Genomic DNA, 21651 nt, shown 5'->3' on the forward strand with positions numbered 1-21651 from the left:
ACAGAGGGCTCGGCTAACATCTTGAATTGGTTAGCCTGCGCCTATCCAGCCAGCCTCCCAGTCTTTCCACACAGGGGTAAAGCCACGGCTTCGAAGGACACTGGCAACCTCGGCGGCGCTGCGCTCATCACTGATCTCAAACTGATCTAGCTGAGCCGCCGGATTGACATAGCCACCCGGTTCGGTGCGACTACCGGCGCTCATCTGGGTGATGCCGAGCCCTAACAGGTTATCTCTCAAGCTAGGCGTCTCCCGGGTCGACAGGCTGATCTCAAGCTGCTCGTTGAAGAGGCGAAAGGCACAGATGAGTTGCACTAGGCCCTTGTCGGTCAACTGCACCTTAGGCGTGATACCACCGACGCAGGGTCTGAGTCTGGGCAAGGATATGCTGTAACGACTGCGCCAGAAGCGGCGCTCGAGATAATCCAGGTGATAGCCCATCAAGAGCGCGTCCATGCGCCAATCATCGAGACCCAGTAACACACCTAGGCCTATCTTATCCACGCCCGCCTGGGCGATCCGCTCCGGCGATGCGAGACGATAACCATAGTCCTGCTTGTTGCCCCTCAGGTGATGTCTGCGATAGGTCTCAGGATCGTAGGTTTCCTGATAGAGCATCACGGCATCCAGCCCCTTCTCCACCAAAATCTCATAGTGTTCACGGCTGAGTGGCTGTACCTCCATCGCCACATGGCTAAACTCCGCCTTCACCAAGGGTAAGATATCGGCAAAGTACTCTATGCCGACCTTGGTTTCATGCTCGCCGGAGACCAACAAGATGGAATCAAATCCCTGAGGTTTGATCACCGCCATCTCGGCCGCCAGTTCATCATGGCTGAGCACCTTGCGCTTAAGCTTGTTGCTCATGGTAAAACCACAGTAGTCACACTCGTTAGCGCAGAGATTTGAGAGATAGAGCGGCAGATAGAGGCCGATGTTATGACCAAATCGTTGCCGGGTTAAGGCGGCAGCACGCTGCGCCATCGGCTCTAGGTACTCCTCGGCGGCCGGCGACAACAGGGCTAACAGATGACCCAAGTTGCCCTGCTCACCCTCGATCGCCGTCTCTACCTGGGCCGGCGTGGTGGAATAGAGCGCCATTCGCAGCTGCTCGCGAGAGAGTCCACTCAAGGTATCGAAGAAACTCATTGGGTTACTCCGATAAGAAGGCGGTGAGCGCCTGCTGGGGACTGGTGCCAATCGCCCTCTGATGCACCTGGGCCAGGCCCGCCTCATAGGCCTTACGCCCCGTGACGACAGCATCGGCAAAGCAGAGCGCCATCTTCACCGGATCGCGACTGGCGGCAATTGCCGTGTTCACCAGTACGGCGCTCGCCCCCATCTCCATCGCCGCCATCGCCTGAGAGGGTGAGCCGATCCCGGCGTCGACCACCACGGGCACCTTGGCCTGCTCTATGATGATCTTCAAAAATGCCGCCGTCTCCAGTCCGCGATTTGAGCCTATGGGGCTACCCAGCGGCATCACGGCCGCGCAGCCCACAGACTCCAGATTGCGACAGAGCACAGGATCGGCATGCACATAGGGCAATACGGTAAAGCCGCGTTCACACAGCACCTTGGCGGCGTTAAAGGTCTCAATGGGATCTGGCATCAGATACTTAGGATCGGGGTGGATCTCAAGCTTTACCCAAGAGGTTCCCAGCACCTCGCGAGCCAGTTCGGCGGCGAAGATTGCCTCCTTGGCATTGCGCGCCCCCGAGGTGTTGGGCAGCAGCTTAACCCCGCTCTGACGTATGGGCGCCAGAATATCATCGAAGCCCGCCTTAAGATCGAGCCGCTTCATCGCCAGTGTCACCAACTGTGAACCGCTGGCCGCCAAGGCCGCCAACATCTGATCGGCACTGGCAAACTTGCCCGTGCCGGTAAACAGGCGTGAAGAGAACCGACTATCGCCTATCGTTAACATATTAACCTCCTGCCACTACGCCAAAGAGTTCAATCACATCGCCCGCCTCACATAGGGTCAATGCCCACTGCGACTTGGGGACCACCTCGCCTGCCCGCACCAGGGCCACGCTATCCAGGGCTATCTGCTGGCTCTCCAACATGGACAGCAGACTCGCATTGGCAGCCACCTGTATTAACTGACCATTCAAACTTAAGCTGATCTCACTCATCATTTTCTCCTAAGGCCGATGAACAGGCTAACTCACCGCATGCAGCATAAGCCTTTATATTCGATTCTTTAATTGCCGCACAGACCGAGCACTTGTGATCTCGTCGCAGCGTGAGCTTTCGCATCTCGCCGGTTAACCCATCGAATCTGTGAACCTGCCCCAAGCCAGGTAATCCCAGCAATAGTTTTATCGCCAGCAGTGCCTGCATCGAGGCCATGGTGCCCACCATGGGCCCAAGAACGCCTATGGTGCTGCAGTTCTCGCTTACCCTAAGTTCGGCCGGAAACAGACAGTGATAGCAGCCGCTGTTCGGGGATTTGCTCAAATCGAACGCCATCAACTGACCGGCAAAGTGGGCTGCGGCAGCCACCACGTTTGGCGTGCTCAGCGCCACACAGGCGGCATTGATATGCTGGCGCGTGGCGAAGTTGTCGCAGCAATCGAGCACCAGATCCACACCTGAGAGCAGAGACTCGGCGTTGTGGAGTTCCAGACGCACAACCTTGGCCGCTATCTGACCAAAAGCCGATACCTGGCTGTTGTCACCTGTGCCTTTTCCTACCAGCCTGTCTCTGGCGACTTCCGCCTTGTACTGGCCGCAATCGTCATGGGAAAACAGTAGCTGCCTGGGCAGGTTACTCAGCTCCACCTTGTCATCATCGATCAGGGTCAATTGGCCGATCCCCGCCGCGCTCAGATACTGGGCGCAGAGCTGGCCCAAGCCGCCGACGCCGACTATGGCGACACTTGCTTCCATCAGCCTTTGCTGGCCCAGTTCGCCGACCTCGGGCAACATGATCTGCCGCGAATATCGGATAAACGCACTATCATTGAGTGACATAGGCGTTCTCCCACATTCTAGCCAGCTGTTTATAGGCCTCGCCCGGCGAATCCGCCTGGGTCACAGCGCGCACCACGGCCACCGCCTCAACGTTTGTTGCTTTAACCTGCTCTAAACGCGAAGCGTCTATGCCGCCGATGGCCACTCTGGGACAATCGGGCGTCCAAAGCGCGACCATACGCGCGAGCCTACTCAACCCCTGAGGATTAGAAGGCATAGATTTCGTCGGTGTGGGGAAGATATGCCCCAGCGCCAGATAGGATGGATTAAGCTGACTGGCCAGCGCCAACTCGAACACGCCATGGCTGGAGACGCCAAGGGCGATCCCCGCCTTGGCTATCCTATCGAGATCCGCCTCAAAAAGATCTTCCTGCCCAAGATGGATACCGAAGGCGCCATGCTTTAACGCCAGCTGCCAGTGATCGTTGATAAACACCTGCGCATCATATTTGCGCCCCAGCGCGATTGCCGCTTGGATCTGCGCTTCTAACGCGGCAGCACCTGCGCCCTCTTCTTGTTTGCTAGCTGCTTGGCGATCATCCTCCAGCTTGATCCTCAGCTGGGCCGTGGTGGCACCGGCGGCCAGCACCTGCTCCAGGTGCATCAGGTTATCCACTACGGGATACACCCCGATGGGACGCTTAAGCCTTGGAAAACTAAGCCCCGGGAAACTAAGCCTTGGAAAACTCAATATCGAGGAGCCACTTGAAGCGCGATCTGAAGAGCTAATCGAAGTGATGCCAGCCAACTCTGTGATACGGGGAAGCGATACCAGGCCAGAAGGCCAACCGCAGCGGGCTAAAGGCCCGGCGCCGGCGCCCAAGGCCTTGGCCGGCGCTATCCCTTGGCCCACATAGGTTTTAGCGAGCAAGATGGCGTCGTGTAGCACCAAGCCCTGAGCCAGAAAACTGGCAATCGCCGATGACAAGGTGCAGCCGCTACCGTGGTGATTGGGGTTATCCACCCGCTCGCCGCTCAGGCGAAAGCTAGTGTGCTGATGTAGCGGTGAGGTATGCGCCACCGCGTTGCAGATAAAGAGATCTTCCGCCTTATCGCTATACCAGAGTGAGCCCTTGTCACCGCCAGTGATCAGCAGATTGCAGACTAAGCGCCTTGAGAGTGCACTTGCCTGAGCTAGCATCTCATCACTTGATGACGCCTCGCTTCCCACCAACTTGCCAAACTCGCTGGCGTTCGGCGTCACAAGAGTAAGCAGCTTAGCGAAGGGGGTGAAATCCAACCCGGCAAGGTGCTTGGGCTCAGTTTTAAGCTCAGTTTTGGGCTTAGTTTTGAGTTTAGTTTTGGGCTTAGTTTTGGTCTGGGCGGAGGCCTGAACAGCAGATTCGCCAGTCAAGGCATCGCCGCAGGAGGCCACCATCACGGGATCCAGAATAATCGGAATCGGCTGGCCATCATCCGTTTTCAGTGGCGCCATATGGGTCGCCAGCCAATCGGCGACAAGATTAATCTGACGCTGATTGGCAAGCAGCCCTATCTTGATCGCCCTTGGCGGCAGATCTACCAGCAGGGTATCGAGCTGAGCGAGCAAGATAGCCTCACTCACAGGCTCGACACCGTTAACCGCCACCGAGTTTTGCGCGGTAACGCAGGTGATCACGCTGCAACCATGGCAGTCCAGATCCGCCATGGTCGCAAGATCAGCCTGAATGCCCGCACCGCCCCCGCTGTCTGAACCGGCAATGGTCCAGACAATAGGTTTTTCAGCGGACATGGCTACACCTCTTTTGCTTTTTCGAGAGCCGTACTTTCAAGAGAAGTACTTTCAAGAACGGTACTTTCGAGAGAGGTGCTTTCGAGAGAGGTGCTTTCAACGCCAGGGCTTTGTCTTATCGCACTGTGATAGAGCTCGCTACCACTTTGCTTAAACTGCGCCGACATCTGCGCCATCCCTTGTTGAATATCTGCCTTCGGCGCGCTAGCAGTAACGTCAATCTGCTCAACCTCAATCTCCCTTACATCGGTCGCTTGGGCCGCAGCGTATTCGCGCACCTCTTGGGTGATCTTCATCGAGCAGAACTTGGGACCGCACATGGAGCAGAAATGCGCGACCTTGGCCGACTCCTGCGGAAGTGATTCGTCGTGATACGCCCTGGCGGTATCGGGATCCAGCCCCAGGTTGTATTGATCTTCCCAGCGGAACTCGAACCTCGCCTTAGACAAGGCGTTGTCGCGGATCTGCGCGCCAGGATGCCCCTTGGCGACATCGCCGGCATGGGCGGCAATCTTATAGGCGATCAGCCCTTGCTTTACGTCTTCCTTGTTTGGCAGACCAAGATGTTCCTTGGGCGTTACGTAGCAGAGCATTGCGCAGCCATACCAGGCGATCATCGCCGCCCCTATGCCTGAGGTGAAGTGATCATAACCTGGAGCAATGTCGGTGGTCTGAGGGCCTAGGGTATAAAACGGTGCCTCGTCACACAGCTCGAGCTGCTTATCCATGTTCTCCTTGATAAGCTGCATCGGGATATGACCCGGCCCTTCGATGATGGTCTGCACGTCATACTGCCAGGCCTTCTTAACCAGCTCGCCTAAGGTTTCCAGCTCGGCAAACTGCGCCTCGTCGTTGGCATCGGCGATGGAGCCTGGACGCATGCCATCACCCAGCGAGAGGGAGACGTCATAGGCCGCGCACAGCTGACAGATCTCATCAAAGTGCTCATAGAGGAAATTTTCCTTGTGATGAGAGAGACACCACTTGGCCATGATGGAGCCGCCACGGGAGACAATACCAGTGAGGCGTTTGGCCGTCATGGGCACATAACGCAGAAGCACGCCGGCGTGAATGGTAAAGTAATCCACCCCCTGCTCCGCCTGCTCGATCAGGGTATCTCTGAAGATCTCCCAGGTGAGATCTTCGGCGATGCCATTGACCTTCTCCAGCGCCTGATAGATGGGCACAGTCCCTATTGGCACCGGCGAGTTACGTATGATCCACTCGCGGGTCTCGTGGATATAACGGCCGGTCGAGAGGTCCATCACGGTATCCGCGCCCCAACGGGTGGCCCACACCAGCTTCTCCACCTCCTCTTCGATAGATGAGGTGACCGCCGAGTTGCCTATGTTGGCGTTGACCTTCACCAGGAAGTTTCGGCCGATGATCATAGGTTCGGCCTCGGGGTGGTTTATGTTAAGCGGTAAGATTGCCCGGCCCGCCGCCAGCTCCTGACGCACAAACTCCGGCGTGATCGGCTCACCTAGCTTGGCACCGAAACTCTCACCCGGCGCGCGCTGATTGAGCACCTCTTCGGTCACTGTCTCGCGAGCCATATTCTCACGCAGGGCCACATACTCCATCTCTGGGGTGATGATACCGCGTCTGGCGTAGTGCATCTGAGTCACTACCCTGCCTTCAAGGGCGCGTCTTGGCTTGGGCAGTTGCTCAAACCTCAGATGATCTAGCCCCTCATCGGCCAGACGCTGCTGGGTAAAACCTGAGCTTACCTGCTCAAGTTCCTGGGTATCGCTGCGCTCGGCGATCCACTCGCTACGCAGCTTAACAAGACCACGACGCACATCGATATCGGCCTCGGGATCTGAATAGGGCCCGGCGCAGTCATAGACTGTGATGGGGGGATTCTTCTCATAGACAGGCGCCTCGGCCGTGCCGCCAATCAGGGTGTCTGACTGATAGATCTGCCGCATGGCGACCTTGAGATCCGGCCTGCTGCCGTTTAGGTAAAATTTTTGCGAATTAGGGTGTTGTAAGGGTTTGAGGTTATCAATAAAGGCCTGGGCCTCTGCTCGCATTTCACGACGTGTTGACATAAGCAATCTCACTATAGGGTTAGATGAAGTTGCTTGTCTGGAGAAGTTTGGCGTTGAGGGCATTGAGTCAGGCCAAATGGCCTGATTCAAAAATATGCTGGGTGTCACTGTGATTGCGCTCGCCAAATTTGCGGCGATTTTAATCCCATTGGCCGATAAAATACGGCGGGACACTAAGGTCATATTATGCTTGTTTCCTTCGCAGGGACTAACCTGATCAGGTTCAACGGATCCCGAATAAACGGTCTCAGCCTAATGGCACTCCGACAAGAGGGGCTCAGTATAGACCTAAGGGATTGAGGGTGGCAAGCCCCTTTAAACCCTAGCTGAAATCAAATTAATCGAAACAAATAATAAAATAAAATCAATCAATTGTATAAAATGAAAGTATCATGTTAATTTAAGCCTGAAAATATATCACACTAGTTTTTATCTTTAACCTCTACTCCCATCATACTCAGATGCTTATCAAGGGAGTCTTTAATCGCCTGTTTCACCTTGTCGCCACCACACTTAAAGGGGAAGCCTAAGTTTTCCCCGTGGGGGTTGATTGGCGTCGCCACACTCACCACGCGATAACAGGTATCCCCTATCTTGACGATGCGATTGGGATCCACCTTGCTGTCTAAGGTGATTGCCGTCTCATACTCGTTCTCCTTAGGCAAGGCTAACACCCTCATCTTGCCATCCATCTCGCTCATCGACTTTTTCTGGATGGCCTTGTCGGCGACGTGCTCGACTAGCTTGTCCAGCTGTGCCTGTCTGTGCCTCGCCATATAATCGCCAGTTGCAGCGCTTACCCCACCCGAGTCTGCTGCTCCGCTCTCCAGATTAAGACCTTTCATACCATCGAAGGAGAATGCTTCATTCTCATTCTGAGTGTCAGCGGGCACCTCGATTTTAGGCGCGATGTTAGACTCAGAGGGATCAACTGCTGGAACAACGGAGGGCTCAACACTTGTTTGGACAACATTAGGCTGGAAACGAGTAACTTGAGTCGCTGACGCCTCTTTCTCGGGATTTAACTCAGTCAGAGAGTCACTTTGCTGAGCGGGAACTGACGCCAGATTGTCCTCTGTCCTTTCACCCCTTTGATTAAGCGTATCTTGCTTTGGCTCGCTCGTCAGAAGTGCTTTTACTGGTACCTCGGCAGGGCGAGATTTGGCCTTCATGGCATCAAACTCAGCCTGAGTCAGCATATAGGCGCTGATGGCCTGCTTGTCTCGCTTAATTGATTCCTGAGCCAGATATGGCCCCTTAAACTGCCAACTCAAGAAAGCCAGCAATACAAGGTGCGCCAGCAAGACGGCCAAGAATATAAACATCTCTTTCCAGCCAATCCTTGCAGCTAAACCCATAAAAAGTGGGCCTTCAAGAGGTGCGTTAGGAACAAGCTCCTTAAGCGAAAGTTCCTCAAGCGAAAGCTCCTTAACCAAAAGCTCCTCAGCATGAGCGCCTTGCTCGATGTGATCTCTCGCTAAAGGCTCTCTTGCTAATGGATCGTTGACGAGATGGCAGAAGGCTAACGGCTCGACATCAATATCAGCATTAAGGTTTAAATTAAGATTGAGGTCAAGCCAGGAAAATTGGCTATCCTTAGGGGGCACTCGCAATAGCAACTCATCCTTTCCTTAGGAAACTTAGCATTTTAGAGAAGAAGAGATGCTATTAGTTCAACCAAGGATAGATAGTGGACAGTGTTAAATTTAAAAAATAATAAATTCAATCATTAACAAAACAAAATTCAACTTAGGCGTACACATGTACGCTTAACTATTTCTTTTGCACCAGCATGCTGTTAGACTCACCATTAACGAGGTCTAACCAGTTTTAGAGAGTCTAATGCCACCACAGTCCGTGCCGCCACAAACCATACAGCCCCATGAGATCGGCCTGAATAGTCAGCCCAGCTTTGCTGCTACGGCCGCTCCCTATAGCCGCGCAGAAGAGCTGGCAAACGCCCTCAGCCATGGCCTGGGTGTGATTGCAGGTATTCTGGCGCTTGCGTTTTCACTGCATAAGGGATGGGACAGGCTCACCAATCTACAACTGGGCGGATTGGCGCTTTACTGTTTGAGCATCATACTCCTGTTTCTCTGCTCAACGCTCTATCACAGCGTCTCGGCACCTAAGTTAAAGCATAAACTCAAGATAGCCGATCACTGCGCCATCTATCTGTTGATCGCCGGCACCTACACGCCGCTGATGCAGATCCTGCTCGACAGTGTCGAGGCCGATGCCATTCTCATCGCCATCTGGAGTCTTGCCCTAGGCGGGATCCTGTTCAAGACACTGTTTATTCACCGCTTCAAGATCTTTAGCCTGGTGCTCTATCTGGTGATGGGTTGGTTGTGTGTCATAGTGATGAAGCAGTTGCTTGCAGCCATGACGCCACTGGGCTTTCAGCTACTGCTGGCGGGCGGGATCTTCTACAGCACCGGGGTGATCTTCTATGTGGGTAAACGCATTCCCTATAATCACGCCATCTGGCATCTGTTTGTCCTCGCCGGCGCCCTCAGCCACTTCCTATGCGTCTACCTGACGGTGATCTAACATAAAGAGATCAAACGCCTCATCAAGCTGCTGTGCCTCTTGGCTCATCCCTAAACTGTGCATCAGGCTAATGATGCACTCTATGGTGCACAGACCTTGAGATAACTGATTCCGCCTCAGGCGATAACGTGACGGCTCGCTCTCCTGCAGCGTCAGCCTTCTCGCCGCTTGCAGATAGGGGCTCTGACGCATCATCTTTCTGGCCTCCTGCCAGGTGGCATCGAGAATGATAACCTGACGCACGCCCTGCCCCCCGTCTTTTTTAAGCAAAAGTTGCTCGGGCGTGATAGCCTGTTTCACGCTCAAGCCCATTCTCGAACCTGAGTCCGTTTCGTCTGTGTCGTACTCCTTTGGAAAGAGCAGCAGAGCTTCACCCGATTCACAGGCCTGTTTCAACGCCTCATCGGGCGCGATCCGCGACCAGGGCACACGGCTACACAGCTCAGGGAATGCGGCTAACGCCAACTGGCCAGTGTTGCTGGCACGCTCATACTCCCGCTCGTGTGTTAGCAAGACAAACTTCACCCTTTCTCTCCCGGTCATTTTGCTGGTATTTGGAGCCTAAACTCACGCCTATCGTAAACCCAAAGGCGATGAGTATACCCCAAAGGGCTAGGGCTAGAGCGAGGACAATGACAGGAACAACCCGAGTAAGCCTGTTGTGGCTCGCCCGGATGGCATGATTAACATGCGACCACTAACGAAAATCCCGCGAACTTAGTTCAAAATCATTCACCAGAGTCGATAAATCCTCCAGCCTGCCCGCGATAACGTGTGACACACCAGACTGGGTCTCAAGCACCCCAGTTACCTTTAAAATTTTTGATGTTAAAAATGGCTGTCGCTGCGCCCTGGCCGTGGCGCTCCAGACGATCACATTGATGTTGCCCGTCTCATCTTCTAAGGTCACGAAGGTAACCCCGGAGGCGGTACCGGGGCGCTGACGCCCCACCACCACGCCCGCCACATGCACAAGCTGCCCATGACGACAATCGGCTAACTCACTGGCGTGGCGACAACCCACAAATGGCGCCAGCCCTCTAAGTTGAGCCATAACATGGCGCCCCAGGCTGAGCCCTAGATGGCGATAGTCGCTCTGCATGGCCGCCATCTCACTTGGGGGCGCCAACACCACCTCACTGGCGACAGCTGGCAAGTCATCGAACAGCGGAAGGCTCGGCTGATAGGCACTGAGTTGCCAGCGCGCCTGATACCTATGCCCGGCCAGCGTCAACAGGGCATCGGCGCTGGCCAGCAGGGTCAAACAGCCCTGAGATAAACCTAGCTCATAGAGCTGCTCGACCCGGGTAAAGCCGCCTTCGGGGCGCGCCGCGATAAGGGTCTTGATCTCCTCCAGCCTGAGTCCCTTCACTTGCCTAAAGCCCAGACGTATCGCAGGCTGCTCAGCCTCCAGCAGGGGCACCAGGCTATTATCCCAGTCACTGTGATTGACACATACCGGCAGTACCATAACATCGTGACGCTGCACATCCTGAATAAGCTGCGACGGGCTATAGAAGCCCATGGGTTGACTGTTAAGCAAGGCGCAGCAGAAGGCCGCCGGATAATGATGTTTAAGATAGGCCGACACATAGGCCAACAGGGCAAAGCTGGCGGAGTGAGACTCGGGAAAGCCATACTCGCCAAAGCCTTTGATCTGCCTGTAGATCTGCTCGGCGAATGTTTGGCTGTACCCCCGCGCCGCCATCCCCTGGAGCAGTTTAGCCTCAAACTTTTCAAGCTCACCGGTACGCTTCCAGCTCGCCATCGCTCGGCGCAGCTGATCCGCCTCGCCGCCACTGAAGCCCGCGGCCACCATGGCCAGCTGGATCACCTGCTCCTGAAAGATAGGTACCCCCATGGTACGGGACAGCACGGACTCGACCGCCGGGCTGGGATATTCCACCGCCTCCAGGCCATCCCGCCGCCTCAGATAGGGATGTACCATGTCCCCCTGAATTGGCCCTGGCCTAACAATGGCGATCTGCACCACCAGATCGTAATAGCAAGCTGGCTTCAGCCTTGGCAGCATGGCGCTCTGCGCCCGGGACTCGACCTGAAACACCCCTATGCTGTCGCCTGCCTGCAACATGCGATAGACCTCGGCCTCCTCCCATGCCACATCGGCCATGGAAAAAGCTTTCTCTGGGAGACTCAGTAAGGTGAAGGTCTTACGGATCGCCGTCAGCATCCCCAGGGCCAGGATATCCACCTTTAACAGCCCCAGGCTCTCCAGGTCATCCTTATCCCACTGGATCACGGTGCGATCCGCCATGGCCGCATTTTCAATGGGTACCAGCTCAGACAAGGGCCCTGCGGAGATGATAAAGCCTCCCACGTGCTGGGACAGGTGGCGGGGAAAACCGATCAGCGTCTGCACCAAGGGCAGCAACATGCGCCCGCGCCCAGCCTCTGGCAACATGGCGGCAAGCTGAGTCGTCCAGTGATGCTTGGGATCCCGGCGATCGATATTTTTAATCATCAGGGCTACCTGCTCGGCATCTATCCCCAGCGCCTTGCCCACATCGCCCATGGCACTCTTGAAGCGATAACAGATCACCGCCGCGGCCAGCGCCGTGCGGTCACGGCCATATTTGCGATAGATATACTGAATCACCTCCTCGCGCCGCTCATGCTCGAAGTCCACGTCGATATCCGGCGGCTCGTTGCGCTCCTTGGAGATGAAACGTTCGAACAACATGTTGATCTTAGTGGGATCCACCTCTGTGATCCCCAGGCAATAACAGACCACAGAGTTGGCCGCCGAGCCCCTTCCCTGATAGAGGATCTGCTGAGACTTGGCGAAACAGACGATGTCATAGATGGTCAGAAAGAAATACTCATAGGCCATCGCCGCGATCAGCTCTAGCTCCTTCTCATACTGCGCCTTCACCCTATCGGGCACTCCATCGGGAAAGCGGCGTCTGGCGCCTTCACGCACCGCCTGCGCCAGATAATCGCTGGCCTGCATGCCGGCGGGTACCACCTCGGCCGGGTACTCATACTTGAGCTCATCCAAAGAGAAATGGCAGCGACGGGCCAGAGCCAGGCCGTTATCGATCCACTCCTGAGGATAACGTTTACGCTGCGCCGCAATCGGCTTGAGGCTAGCTTCGGCGTTGATGGAGCATAGCGCCACGCCGCTGTCGAGGTCCCGCCCATGGGCGATACAAGTTAAAATATCCAGCAGCGGCTGACGCTCCGCCTCGTGCATGCGCACGCCACCGGCCGCCACACAGGGGACCTTCTGAGTCTGACTCAGCCATTGCCACTGTTGCAAGTTAAGGGCCTCTCCCGGTAGCAAGAGCCGCTCCATCAAAAGATGCAGACGATCCGGAAAGGCTACAACTAGCCGTGAGGCAATGCTCGCTATGTGGTCACGATAACGGGACAACAGATTAGGCTCATCGCTTTGTGCCGCACTCCCCTTTGCCGTATCGCCCCCAGCCATCTCACTCTCTGCCGTATCGTTTACGGCCAAGTCACTCCTTGCATCATCACTCCTTGCCTCATCTCTCCTTGCCTCGCCAGCCTGCCTGAACTGCGCCAGCGAGGGCGGGCGCCACAGCAGCAGGCTCTGCTGCTGAGCCAAGATGGCCTCCAGGCTCACCCTGTACTCACCCTTGCCCTGGCTTCGCCTGGCGTTGGTGATCAGGGCGCTGATCTCACCATAGGCGAAACGGCAAGGCGCCAGCAGCACAAACAGCCCCTCATCGAGATGAAACTCGGCGCCCAGGATCAGTTTAAGATCGCAGCGCTTGGCCGCCTCATGGGCCTTGACCACACCGGCAAAGGAGCATTCGTCGGTCAGCGCCAATGCCTGATAACCAAGGCGCTTGGCCTGCTCCACCAGCTCGTGAGGATGGGAAGCCCCTCGCAAGAAGCTGTAGTTCGAGAGGACGTGCAACTCGGCGTACTGTAATTCAGCGTACATTAGCCAAACCACCCCTGCAGGAATAGTCCCTCAGGCGAGCGAAATACCCAGCAGAGCCCTCCCTGATGCATGCGGGCAAGGTAATAATCCCGCGGCGAGGCCGCCGACCAGGGACTGTGCAGCCGCTCCGGCCCCTTAAGCAGGCTCACCGACTCCGGCGCCAACGGTTCGGGCTGGCGCAGTAACCAATTGGGGCGGATGCGGCCATCACACAGGCCATGAAACAGATCTGCAAATAAGGTCGCCTCCTCACTCAGCGCCCGAGTCTTGCCCTGATAGCAAGCCCTCGGCTCGGCGCACCGATTATGCGTTTGGCTCTCAAGCGCTTGGCTCTTAAACTTTTGGCTGGAAGCACCTCGAGTAGAAACGCTTTGACTAGAAATACTTTGACGAGAAGTGCTTTGACGGGAAGTGCTTTGAGAAACAGCTTGATTCGATCGCTTGCCCCCCAAGGCACCCGAGCGGCTTTGAGAGACTCGGCTTTGAGAGGCTCGGCTCTGAGAAACTAGGCTCTGAGAAAGCGAGCGGCTCTGCCAGCTCAGCTCCGGCAGATGGTGACTGCAGTGCTCAAGTCCCTTGACCTTATCCGCGCCTAGACGCGCCTCAAGCAGTGAGAGCAAGCGCATGGTGGCATCACTCTTACCCTCGCCCTGCCACCAATTGGATGTCTGCACCAATAGCGGCACCAGGGTATCGGCCTGAATAGCCAGACTGATCACCGGCGCCGCCAGGATGAGGCTCTCTAGCTGCACACGGCAGAGTTTAAGTAAGGCATCCCCCCTATGCTCGGCGAAGGGATAGCGGATCTCGCAGCGCAGTGGCACCAGACTCAAGTCGCGAAACACTAAGGTTAATGACAGGGCCAGCACCGCCTGCTGACGCTGCACCAGATAAGCCGATAGGGTTGCTAGCATGCGCCCGAGGGGAAAGGCCAATCCTTCGAGGTGGCTCACCTCATAGAGCAATTCAAGCTTATGGCGATAAGACTCTGGCATCAGGTAAAACTCATGCACCTGAGGCAGCTGCCCCTTGAGCTGAGCCAGCAGGGTTAAGACACTCTCGCCAAATCGCTCACCAAGCTCCTTGAGAGGCAAGGCGAGCAGCGCCTGCACCTGAGTCAGCCCCATGTTCTCGCAAGACTGCAGCACATGCTCAGGCAGTGGCAAGATAGAGAGCGGCAGGGGCGCGACCTGCTTGAGATTCATCTGAGGTAAACTCACCAGAGACGCCCCCGCTTGATCATCTTTCGATTGCACTTTGGTTTCTTCTCCTTGTGCTTTTTCTCCTTGGGCTTCCTCTCCTTGTGCTTTCTCTTCTTGGACTGCTTCTCTCACTTCTTGTTTGGCGAGATATGTAGGTTCTGTGGCACCGATGTCCGACTCTAGGCTCCCTGGCTCAAAGTTTCCTCGCTTAGAATTCCCTAACTTAGTGCACCTAGACTCGCGAGTTTCTTTCGGGTTCCTCTTGTTATCACAGATGACATCTGCAGGCAGAGTGAGCGGCAGAGACCTGGCTCCCAGCTGAGCCAGCAAGGCATTCTCCCCCAGGGCAAATTGACACTCGAGGCCATAGTCTTGGGCACTCTTCTGATATTGACGGATGAGCCTGTCCAGACCACCGAAGATCTTTGCCATGGAGCCCACCTCCAGCAGTAGGGTATCTGCCATACTGGGCACATCAGAGGATCGACTCGATTTGCTTGCTTTATGTGACTTACTCGGCTTATTTAGCCTATGCTGCTGGGCCTGCTCGAACGGACAGACAGGCGGCACGACCCTGGCACTGTAGCCATAGCTCCACTGGCACAGCCAATGGCTGGCCTCCTGGCTCAAGGAGGGATCATAGGCCAGCAGTTGCAGCGATGGACAGAGCGCCTGGGCGGTAGCCAGGCTCTGCCCCGGCTCCACGCCCAACTTAGCCGCAGCACTCGATGCGATCAGGATCTGACTCGACTGACGCTCAAATAGGGCCAGCTCGCCGCCCTGGGGCAAGCCTTGATGATAGCTTTGATACTGGAGTAACCAGTGGGGAAAATAGACCGCCAGCCACAACATCTACGCACTCCAGGGGCCTTGTAAGATCTGACCGCTCTGCTGCTTATTAAGCTTATTTTCCAATCTCTCATCCTGCTGTTTAGTCACATCGAGCATCAGACTCTGAGCCAGTAGCTCAGGTAGCAGGGATAAGGAGAAGCGCGGCGCCGGCCAGCCCCCACGGCGCTTTAGAATATCCACCTGGGTCTCAAGAAGCCTATCGTTGCCCATTTTTGTGTTGCTTTCCGTACTGGTTTCTATGTTGGTTCCTGTGCTGATTTCGGTGCTGGGTTGCAAGGCGATCCGCAGTGGCACGGGATGAGCCTGATCCTTGACCTTGCTTGGCAGATAACAGAGACACAGGCTCTCGCCCTTCTCGCAGGCAAGCTGCAAGCGCCTGGCCTGACTGACACTGAGATCCTCGAGCCAACATAAGACCAGGGGTGAGGCGCCGCTGGTTAAGATCTGCTCGAGCGCCCAAAGCTGTTCCTTCGGCGTCTGAGTATCGACCCACAGGAGACGGCTGACATCTATCCCCTGCATCGCCAGCGACTGGGGATAAGGCACGTGAGGCGGCGCCACCAGACTCACCAACCCGGCAGCACTTCCCTCTCTCGATTGCCTAGGGATCAGGCGGCGCATCAGAGGCAGCGCCAGGCTCAACTCGCCGATCCCTTCGCTGGAGCAGAAGATCTCGCACAGCCCCTGACTGGGCCAGCCTCCCAGTCCCAGATGACGATTAAGCTCGGGATAGCCGCTGTCCAGCCCCATTTGCTGGGGATGATAGGCATCGCCGCGCCAGAGATCGCTGCGCTGGAGTAAACGTTCAAGTTGAAGATCTGCCAAGGCCATGATGCACCCGCTCTCATTCGATTCGGTTAAGCGCCCCCTCGGAAATCGGACTATAGGCTTAGACCTAACTTAAGCTATCGCCATGCCTGACGTCCGAGCAACACTCAACAGAAATATCACACAAACACTGTATATAAATACAGTATATTTATAAATTGACAGATCGCAAGCAGAGAAACCTGAGATTGGAGTGGAAAATCACCTCAAAGCATCGAGTCGGTAAGCGGCAGACAGGCACAAAAAAACCACCCTAGGGTGGTTTGATTGGTTATCGATTATCGCTATTGATTAGCAGTATAGATTAGCGATATTTCTTTACCTTCTTGAGTGCTATCTGCTGCTTGAGGGGCGACAGATGCTCGATAAAGACCTTGCCATCAAGATGATCCATCTCATGTTGCAGGACGATTGCCAGGAAGTCATCGCTCTCGATCTCAAAGGCCTCACCCTCACGGTTAAGCGCCTTGACCTTCACCTTCTCGAAACGTGTCACCTTGGCGCGGTAGCCAGGAATTGAGAGACATCCCTCCTCGCCGACGATCTCGCCCGAACGCTCGACGAATTCTGGGTTGATCACCACCATGGGCTGATCGCGATCCTCAGACAGATCAATCACTAAGATGGCGTGTTCGCTGCCCACCTGGGTAGCGGCGAGCCCAATGCCATCGTCTGTGTGATACATGGTTTCAATCAGATCATCGATAAAACCTTGCACGGCGGCAATGTCTTCTACGGGCTTGGCCTTACGTTTCAGGCGCTCATCGGGAATGGTCAATATATCGAGTACAGGCATAGTCTCAGGTTCTGGTTAATCAAATTAGGCATATAAAGTGGCGCCATTATGACCTAAATCACATTAAAGGCAACCGCAATCGGGTTTTCCCTTCAGGCCAAGCCTTGCCGGCGACTTGTATTTCATCGCTCAAGTCGATAGCATGACCAGACAAATGCATACAATATACGAGAATAATAGTGACGACCCCTGTACGTACCCCTCTGCCCAGTACCTTTTATGTGGCCAATACCATGGAGATCTTCGAGCGTCTCGCTTGGTATGGCTTCTTTACCCTCTCCTCCCTCTACATGACCTCTCCTGCTCACCAGGGGGGCTTAGGCTTTAGCGAACAGGAGCGAGGCCTGCTGCAGGGAATGATCCCCTTCTTTCTCTACCTGTTTCCTGTGCTTACCGGCGCCCTGGCCGATCGCTATGGCTACCGTAAAATGTTTCTTATCGCCTACGCCATCATGTGCCCCAGCTATTTCCTCCTGGGTCAGGTGAGCAGCTTTAGCGGCTTCTTCATCGCCTTCATGGGGGTCGCCATAGGCGCGGCCTGCTTTAAACCTGTGGTGACGGGCACTGTGGCACGCACAACAGATCACACCAACCGCGGCCTGGGTTTTGGCATCTTCTATATGATGGTCAATGTGGGCGGCTTCCTCGGCCCCTTCATCGCAGGTTATGTCCGCGCCATCAGCTGGGACTGGGTCTTCATCATGTCGGCGATCTGGATAGGCATTAACTTCATACCGGCAACCTTCTTCTATCGCGAGCCGACGGATCTCCACCAGCAGCGGGGCAAGCCGCTGTCTCAGGTGTTGAGAGACATCCAAGAGGTGCTGGGCAACGCCCGTTTCGCCCTGCTGTTTTTCGGCACCTTAGTGATCCTGCTCTCCTACGGCGCCAAGTGGATCAGTGGCGAGCAGTGCCTCACCATCTATCTGGTGTGGTTTAGTCTGCATTTTCTCTGGAACACGCTGGCCAAGTCAGACAAGCAACTGCCCTGGTATAGGCAGAAGATCGCCCTGGGCAACAAGCCCTTCGTGATCTACCTGCTTATCCTCTCCGGTTTCTGGATGGTCTACCAGCAGATCTTTATCACTCTGCCCATCTATATCCGAGACTTTGTCGATACCTCAGATCTGGTTGCCATGCTCGCCCCCTGGCCCGGGCTGCTCGACTTCTTCGCCCCCGTGGATATCACTCTACTCAGCGACGAGCTACTGAGCGCGGCAAAAGCCTACACAGCAGGAAGCCTGAGCCTGTCAGAGGTCTACTTCGACTTGGTGCATGCCAAAGTAATGATCCCAAGGGAGGAGCTGGGCGCAGCCCTTGGCGCAATCGCACAAAGCCCAGAGCTGGCCAGTCAATACAGCCAGCAGTTCGCCCAGCAGTATCGTCAGGTTAACCCCGAGTACCTTATCGGCTTGAACTTCCTCTCTATCGTGCTGATGCAGGTGATGGTAAGCCGCATTGCCGAGCGCTTCAGTCCGCTACCTGTATTGGTGGCCGGCACCCTCATCCTGGCACTGGGTACGGCGCTGGGTGGACTGGCCCACGGCATACTCATGGGCGGCGCCATGGTGCTCACCTCTATCTTAGTCTTCTCTATCGGCGAGATGGTGGCGTCCCCTAAGAGCCAGGAATATGTGGCCAGCTTTGCGCCCCAGGATAAGAAGGCGATGTTTATGGGCTACTATTTTGTCTCATCGGCCATCGGCTTCCTGTTGGCGGGCCCGCTATCGGGTTACCTCTACGCCGAAGTGGCTAAGGGCGCCGAGCAGCCTGCCCTGATGTGGTACATCATAGGCGGCTTCGGCCTGCTGGCCGCCATAGGCCTGGTACTGTTTCACCGCTTTGGTGCCAAACAGACATTATCACAGGCGCAGCCAACCGCCTTAGGCGCGCAAGGCTAGCGAAACCACCACGTCACACAGATAAGCGAACAGACAAGCGAGCAGATAGTTGAACAGATAGGCCAAGCGACAAGAACCTGTCTGTTCTTTCCCTCTGAAAACCCATAGCCGCGGCTTCTTCATCTCTCCTACCCATTTCCTCTCTCTCAACCATTTCGCCGCTCTCGCCCATTTCGCGGCTCTCACCGTTCAGGCTCTCGGATAGATTAACTCCGCCTTTAACCTTAGAAATTATAAAAAATCTGGTTTACTATCAGAACATAGCCTTAAGCCGGACAGAGGCGTGCTTAAGTTAAACGCATTGAGTTAAGCACTCTGGGCTTAAGCAATAGATCACTAACCTAATATGCAGAGGCCTTAGGGCCAAAACGGAGAACGCGTGGATCAGACACAGTTATCACCCATGGCCAAGATATGGCATGTGATTGCCCTGATCCCCGAGGGGAAGGTCAGCTCCTATGGCAAGATAGCCGATCTCGCGGGGCTGCCCGGACGGGCACGCTACGTCTCCCGCGCCCTCAAGATGGCGCCCGATACATTGGAGCTTCCCTGGCATAGGGTGATCAACAGCCAAGGCAAAATAGCCTTTCCCGAGACCAGTCCCTATTTTATCGAGCAGATGCAGAGATTAAGAAGTGAAGCGATAGAAGTGAACCGAGGTAGGGTTAAGCTGTCCAAGTATGAGTGGCAGCCGGATCTGGCGACCCTAGTGTTTGCATTACCCTTTTAACCTTTAGTTACCCGGGAGAAGGCCTTGTCGATATTCAAATCCGCATTCATGATTTCATCTTTCTGTGCCATTGCCCTTACCGCACAGGCCGATGAATACCCCTTGACCCCCCACACGGCCGAGTATCAGGTGAACTACGGCAGCATAGAGTTGGGTAAGGCGCGCTATCAACTGCCGGCACCTCAGGGCAACTTGTACCAATATCGTTTCGACAGCGACGTCAGCCTCTTGATGCTGTGGGATAAACGCACCGTCATCAGCACCTTCAGCAAGGAGGGTGAGCAGCTTATTCCCATGCGTTTCACCCATAACCGCAGCGGCACCGGCTCCGACTATCAAGAGCAATCCGCCTATGTGCTGGATCAGAAACTGGTGCACAGCCGCTACAAGGATGAGCGGGCAAAGTTTCCCTATACCCCGGATCTCTTCGACCCCTTGATGGTTCAGTTGCAGTTTAGGCTAGATATCATGAAGGGCAGCAATAAGCTGCACTACAAGATGCTCAAGAGCGGCGAGATCGATGAGTATGACTTTAAGGTGGTCGGTAAGGAGCGCATGGTGATCTCCAGCGGCACCTATGAGACGGTCAAGATAGAGGTGGTGCGGGACAACGACAAACGCCAAACCTTTTTCTGGATGTCACCCGAGCTCGGCTATCTGCCCGTCAGGCTCACCCACTTCGAGAAAGGCAGCAAGCAGCTGGATATCACCCTGCTTAATTATCAGTACAGCGAGCCGACCATGGCACAAACCAGCGAGCAGACCAATAAACAGGCGAATCAACAGACAGGTGAACAGGCCAAGGCCCTCGTAGACAGACAAAACCAATCTCAGCCGTAAAAGTCGGCAATAGATTTAGTTTATTGTCTGAATAACTCGCACATTCTGCACAGAAGATTAGCGTTACCAACATCAGCATAAAAAGGGGCCTTAGGCCCCTTCTCTTTCTCCACAGTTTACAACTAACCGTTTGCTTGACTTAAGCCTTTTAACCTAAGCTCGCTTGGCTTCAGCTCTATTGACTTTAGCTCGCTTGGCTTCTGCTCTCTTGACTTCAGCTCTCTTGGCTTCAGCCTTCTTGAGTTAAAACTAGCTCGCCCCGGGCGAACAGTTTCCACTCTCCGGGCTTCAGAATATGCCAGTCTTCGTTATCGGTCAGCGGCCTGGTCGCGATCACGGTGACGATATCGTTGGGCGTGGTCTCCTTGTCGAAATCGATCACCACGTCGGTATCGATAAGCTTGGCCTTACCAAAGGGGGCCCGGCGGGTAATGTGGCACAAGTTATTGCTGCAATAGCTCATCAGGTGTTCGCCGTCGCTCAAGATCATGTTAAACACCCCAAGGGCGCGGATCTCATCGGCCAAGGTGGCGATAAACCTATAAACGGGCAGCAGATCCGCCGGCGCCTGATCGCCGAAGCGCTCCACCACCTTCTCTAAAATCCAGCAAAACGCCAGTTCGCTGTCGGTGTCACCCACAGGCTGATAACGGCGCACCGCAAATTTTTGCTGATAATCGCTGAGCTGACCATTATGGGCATAGGTCCAGTAGCGTCCCCATAACTCACGGGTAAAGGGATGGGTATTTTCCAGTGATACGCAGCCGCGATTGGCCTGGCGGATATGACTGACCACCACTTCACTCTTGATGGGGTAAGATTTGATCAACTGCGCCACATGAGACTCGCTGCTGGGGCAGGCATCCTTGAAGGTGCGGCTGCCCTTACCTTCATAGAAGGTGATCCCCCAACCATCCACATGGGGACCTGTAACGCCACCACGCTCTGCCAGCCCGGTAAAACTAAACACGATATCCGTGGGCACATTGGCACTCATGGCCAGCAACTCACACATAAACAGACACCTTAACTCTAAATTGCTTATCTTATTTAATTCTAACGACTTGACCCAATTTGTGGAATCCTCACCTCAACAAAAAAGTTAAACAATTGTTTGAAAAATACTTGTATAAAACCCGCCATAGGGTTAGATTTTATGCGACACAGGTCTGACCAGCATCTATAATTGTGATTATGGTCATATAAAAAATGCTGACATAGAGCAGCTTTCGGTCGCTATTGAAGGAGAA

General features: G+C 55.0%; 17 protein-coding genes and 1 riboswitch. Of the genes, 4 read left to right on the forward strand and 13 right to left on the reverse strand.

Translation table 11 applies throughout. The features are described 5' to 3' along the window. Nucleotides 1–30 precede the first annotated feature (30 nt). The 7 genes from thiH to SHEW_RS20125 all read right to left on the reverse strand — a co-directional run bounded on the left by thiH (nucleotide 31) and on the right by SHEW_RS20125 (nucleotide 8384). The gene (gene thiH / locus SHEW_RS10855; protein ID WP_011865889.1) at nucleotides 31–1149 is read right to left on the reverse strand and encodes a 2-iminoacetate synthase ThiH; all 1119 of its coding nucleotides are present in this window, start codon (nucleotides 1147–1149) and stop codon (nucleotides 31–33) included. Nucleotides 1150–1153: 4 nt separating this feature from the next. After that, on the reverse strand, nucleotides 1154–1927 hold the full coding sequence (locus SHEW_RS10860) for a thiazole synthase (protein WP_011865890.1): 774 nt from the start codon (nucleotides 1925–1927) through the stop codon (nucleotides 1154–1156). A 1-nt stretch (nucleotide 1928) separates the two neighbouring features. Then, nucleotides 1929–2141: a sulfur carrier protein ThiS gene (gene thiS / locus SHEW_RS10865; RefSeq protein ID WP_223294705.1), complete on the reverse strand. Its 213-nt coding sequence runs from the start codon at nucleotides 2139–2141 to the stop codon at nucleotides 1929–1931. Next, nucleotides 2131–2979, reverse strand: a complete 849-nt coding sequence (locus tag SHEW_RS10870; RefSeq protein ID WP_011865892.1) for a HesA/MoeB/ThiF family protein — start codon at nucleotides 2977–2979, stop codon at nucleotides 2131–2133. The genes thiS and SHEW_RS10870 overlap by 11 nt, the downstream gene beginning before the upstream one ends. Next, nucleotides 2966–4711, reverse strand: coding sequence for a thiamine phosphate synthase (thiE, locus tag SHEW_RS10875; RefSeq protein ID WP_011865893.1), 1746 nt, complete (start codon nucleotides 4709–4711; stop codon nucleotides 2966–2968). The genes SHEW_RS10870 and thiE overlap by 14 nt, the downstream gene beginning before the upstream one ends. Nucleotides 4712–4713: 2 nt before the next feature. Beyond that, nucleotides 4714–6765 (reverse strand): phosphomethylpyrimidine synthase ThiC, encoded by a 2052-nt coding sequence (gene thiC, locus SHEW_RS10880; RefSeq protein WP_011865894.1) that lies wholly within the window; start codon nucleotides 6763–6765, stop codon nucleotides 4714–4716. Nucleotides 6766–6942: 177 nt separating this feature from the next. After that, nucleotides 6943–7041, reverse strand: a riboswitch (TPP riboswitch). Nucleotides 7042–7187: 146 nt separating this feature from the next. Continuing rightward, nucleotides 7188–8384 (reverse strand): hypothetical protein, encoded by a 1197-nt coding sequence (locus SHEW_RS20125; protein WP_049766521.1) that lies wholly within the window; start codon nucleotides 8382–8384, stop codon nucleotides 7188–7190. A gap of 223 nt (nucleotides 8385–8607) precedes the next feature. On the opposite strand from SHEW_RS20125, the gene trhA reads away from it, so the two are divergent. Further along, nucleotides 8608–9318, forward strand: a complete 711-nt coding sequence (gene trhA / locus SHEW_RS10890; RefSeq protein WP_011865896.1) for a PAQR family membrane homeostasis protein TrhA — start codon at nucleotides 8608–8610, stop codon at nucleotides 9316–9318. On the opposite strand, the gene SHEW_RS10895 is transcribed toward trhA, so the two are convergent. The 5 genes from SHEW_RS10895 to def all read right to left on the reverse strand — a co-directional run bounded on the left by SHEW_RS10895 (nucleotide 9292) and on the right by def (nucleotide 16930). Beyond that, nucleotides 9292–9843 carry a DTW domain-containing protein gene (locus SHEW_RS10895; RefSeq protein ID WP_049766577.1) on the reverse strand — a complete coding sequence of 184 codons (552 nt, stop codon included), beginning with the start codon at nucleotides 9841–9843 and terminating at the stop codon, nucleotides 9292–9294. The two genes, trhA and SHEW_RS10895, sit on opposite strands and share 27 nt — an antisense overlap. 172 nt (nucleotides 9844–10015) lie before the next feature. Beyond that, the gene (locus SHEW_RS10900; RefSeq protein ID WP_011865898.1) at nucleotides 10016–13252 is read right to left on the reverse strand and encodes an error-prone DNA polymerase; all 3237 of its coding nucleotides are present in this window, start codon (nucleotides 13250–13252) and stop codon (nucleotides 10016–10018) included. Beyond that, nucleotides 13252–15306: a Y-family DNA polymerase gene (locus SHEW_RS10905; RefSeq protein ID WP_011865899.1), complete on the reverse strand. Its 2055-nt coding sequence runs from the start codon at nucleotides 15304–15306 to the stop codon at nucleotides 13252–13254. Before SHEW_RS10905 ends, SHEW_RS10900 begins: the two co-directional genes overlap by 1 nt. Then, entirely contained in the window at nucleotides 15307–16137 is an 831-nt protein-coding gene (imuA, locus tag SHEW_RS20130) for a translesion DNA synthesis-associated protein ImuA (RefSeq protein ID WP_011865900.1), read from the reverse strand. It lies immediately after the preceding gene. 301 nt (nucleotides 16138–16438) lie between these two features. Continuing rightward, nucleotides 16439–16930 (reverse strand): peptide deformylase, encoded by a 492-nt coding sequence (gene def / locus SHEW_RS10915; protein ID WP_011865901.1) that lies wholly within the window; start codon nucleotides 16928–16930, stop codon nucleotides 16439–16441. Between the two features lie 179 nt (nucleotides 16931–17109). Between def and SHEW_RS10920 the strand changes: the two genes are divergently transcribed. The 3 genes from SHEW_RS10920 (at nucleotide 17110) to SHEW_RS10930 (ending at nucleotide 20401) form a co-directional block, all read left to right on the forward strand. Next, nucleotides 17110–18831 (forward strand): MFS transporter, encoded by a 1722-nt coding sequence (locus SHEW_RS10920; RefSeq protein ID WP_011865902.1) that lies wholly within the window; start codon nucleotides 17110–17112, stop codon nucleotides 18829–18831. A gap of 403 nt (nucleotides 18832–19234) precedes the next feature. Continuing rightward, complete coding sequence (locus SHEW_RS10925) at nucleotides 19235–19561, forward strand: MGMT family protein (RefSeq protein WP_041406634.1); 327 nt, start codon at nucleotides 19235–19237, stop codon at nucleotides 19559–19561. Nucleotides 19562–19609: 48 nt separating this feature from the next. Next, nucleotides 19610–20401, forward strand: a complete 792-nt coding sequence (locus SHEW_RS10930) for a DUF3108 domain-containing protein (protein ID WP_011865904.1) — start codon at nucleotides 19610–19612, stop codon at nucleotides 20399–20401. Nucleotides 20402–20630: 229 nt separating this feature from the next. Here SHEW_RS10930 and SHEW_RS10935 read toward each other — a convergent pair whose 3' ends face one another. Beyond that, nucleotides 20631–21416 (reverse strand): class II glutamine amidotransferase, encoded by a 786-nt coding sequence (locus SHEW_RS10935; RefSeq protein ID WP_011865905.1) that lies wholly within the window; start codon nucleotides 21414–21416, stop codon nucleotides 20631–20633. Nucleotides 21417–21651: the final 235 nt, after the last annotated feature.

The organism is Shewanella loihica PV-4 (assembly GCF_000016065.1).
In the GTDB taxonomy this organism is placed as follows: domain Bacteria; phylum Pseudomonadota; class Gammaproteobacteria; order Enterobacterales; family Shewanellaceae; genus Shewanella; species Shewanella loihica.

Bases quoted from the DNA above. Each gene is read 5' to 3' on its own strand.
- thiH (WP_011865889.1), bottom strand. From the start codon at position 1,149: ATGAGTTTCTTCGATACCTTGAGTGGACTCTCTCGCGAGCAGCTGCGA.
- SHEW_RS10860 (WP_011865890.1), bottom strand. From the start codon at position 1,927: ATGTTAACGATAGGCGATAGTCGGTTCTCTTCACGCCTGTTTACCGGC.
- thiS (WP_223294705.1), bottom strand. From the start codon at position 2,141: ATGATGAGTGAGATCAGCTTAAGTTTGAATGGTCAGTTAATACAGGTG.
- SHEW_RS10870 (WP_011865892.1), bottom strand. From the start codon at position 2,979: ATGTCACTCAATGATAGTGCGTTTATCCGATATTCGCGGCAGATCATG.
- thiE (WP_011865893.1), bottom strand. From the start codon at position 4,711: ATGTCCGCTGAAAAACCTATTGTCTGGACCATTGCCGGTTCAGACAGC.
- thiC (WP_011865894.1), bottom strand. From the start codon at position 6,765: ATGTCAACACGTCGTGAAATGCGAGCAGAGGCCCAGGCCTTTATTGAT.
- trhA (WP_011865896.1), top strand. From the start codon at position 8,608: ATGCCACCACAGTCCGTGCCGCCACAAACCATACAGCCCCATGAGATC.
- SHEW_RS10900 (WP_011865898.1), bottom strand. From the start codon at position 13,252: ATGTACGCTGAATTACAGTACGCCGAGTTGCACGTCCTCTCGAACTAC.
- SHEW_RS10905 (WP_011865899.1), bottom strand. From the start codon at position 15,306: ATGTTGTGGCTGGCGGTCTATTTTCCCCACTGGTTACTCCAGTATCAA.
- imuA (WP_011865900.1), bottom strand. From the start codon at position 16,137: ATGGCCTTGGCAGATCTTCAACTTGAACGTTTACTCCAGCGCAGCGAT.
- def (WP_011865901.1), bottom strand. From the start codon at position 16,930: ATGCCTGTACTCGATATATTGACCATTCCCGATGAGCGCCTGAAACGT.
- SHEW_RS10925 (WP_041406634.1), top strand. From the start codon at position 19,235: ATGGCCAAGATATGGCATGTGATTGCCCTGATCCCCGAGGGGAAGGTC.
- SHEW_RS10930 (WP_011865904.1), top strand. From the start codon at position 19,610: ATGATTTCATCTTTCTGTGCCATTGCCCTTACCGCACAGGCCGATGAA.
- SHEW_RS10935 (WP_011865905.1), bottom strand. From the start codon at position 21,416: ATGTGTGAGTTGCTGGCCATGAGTGCCAATGTGCCCACGGATATCGTG.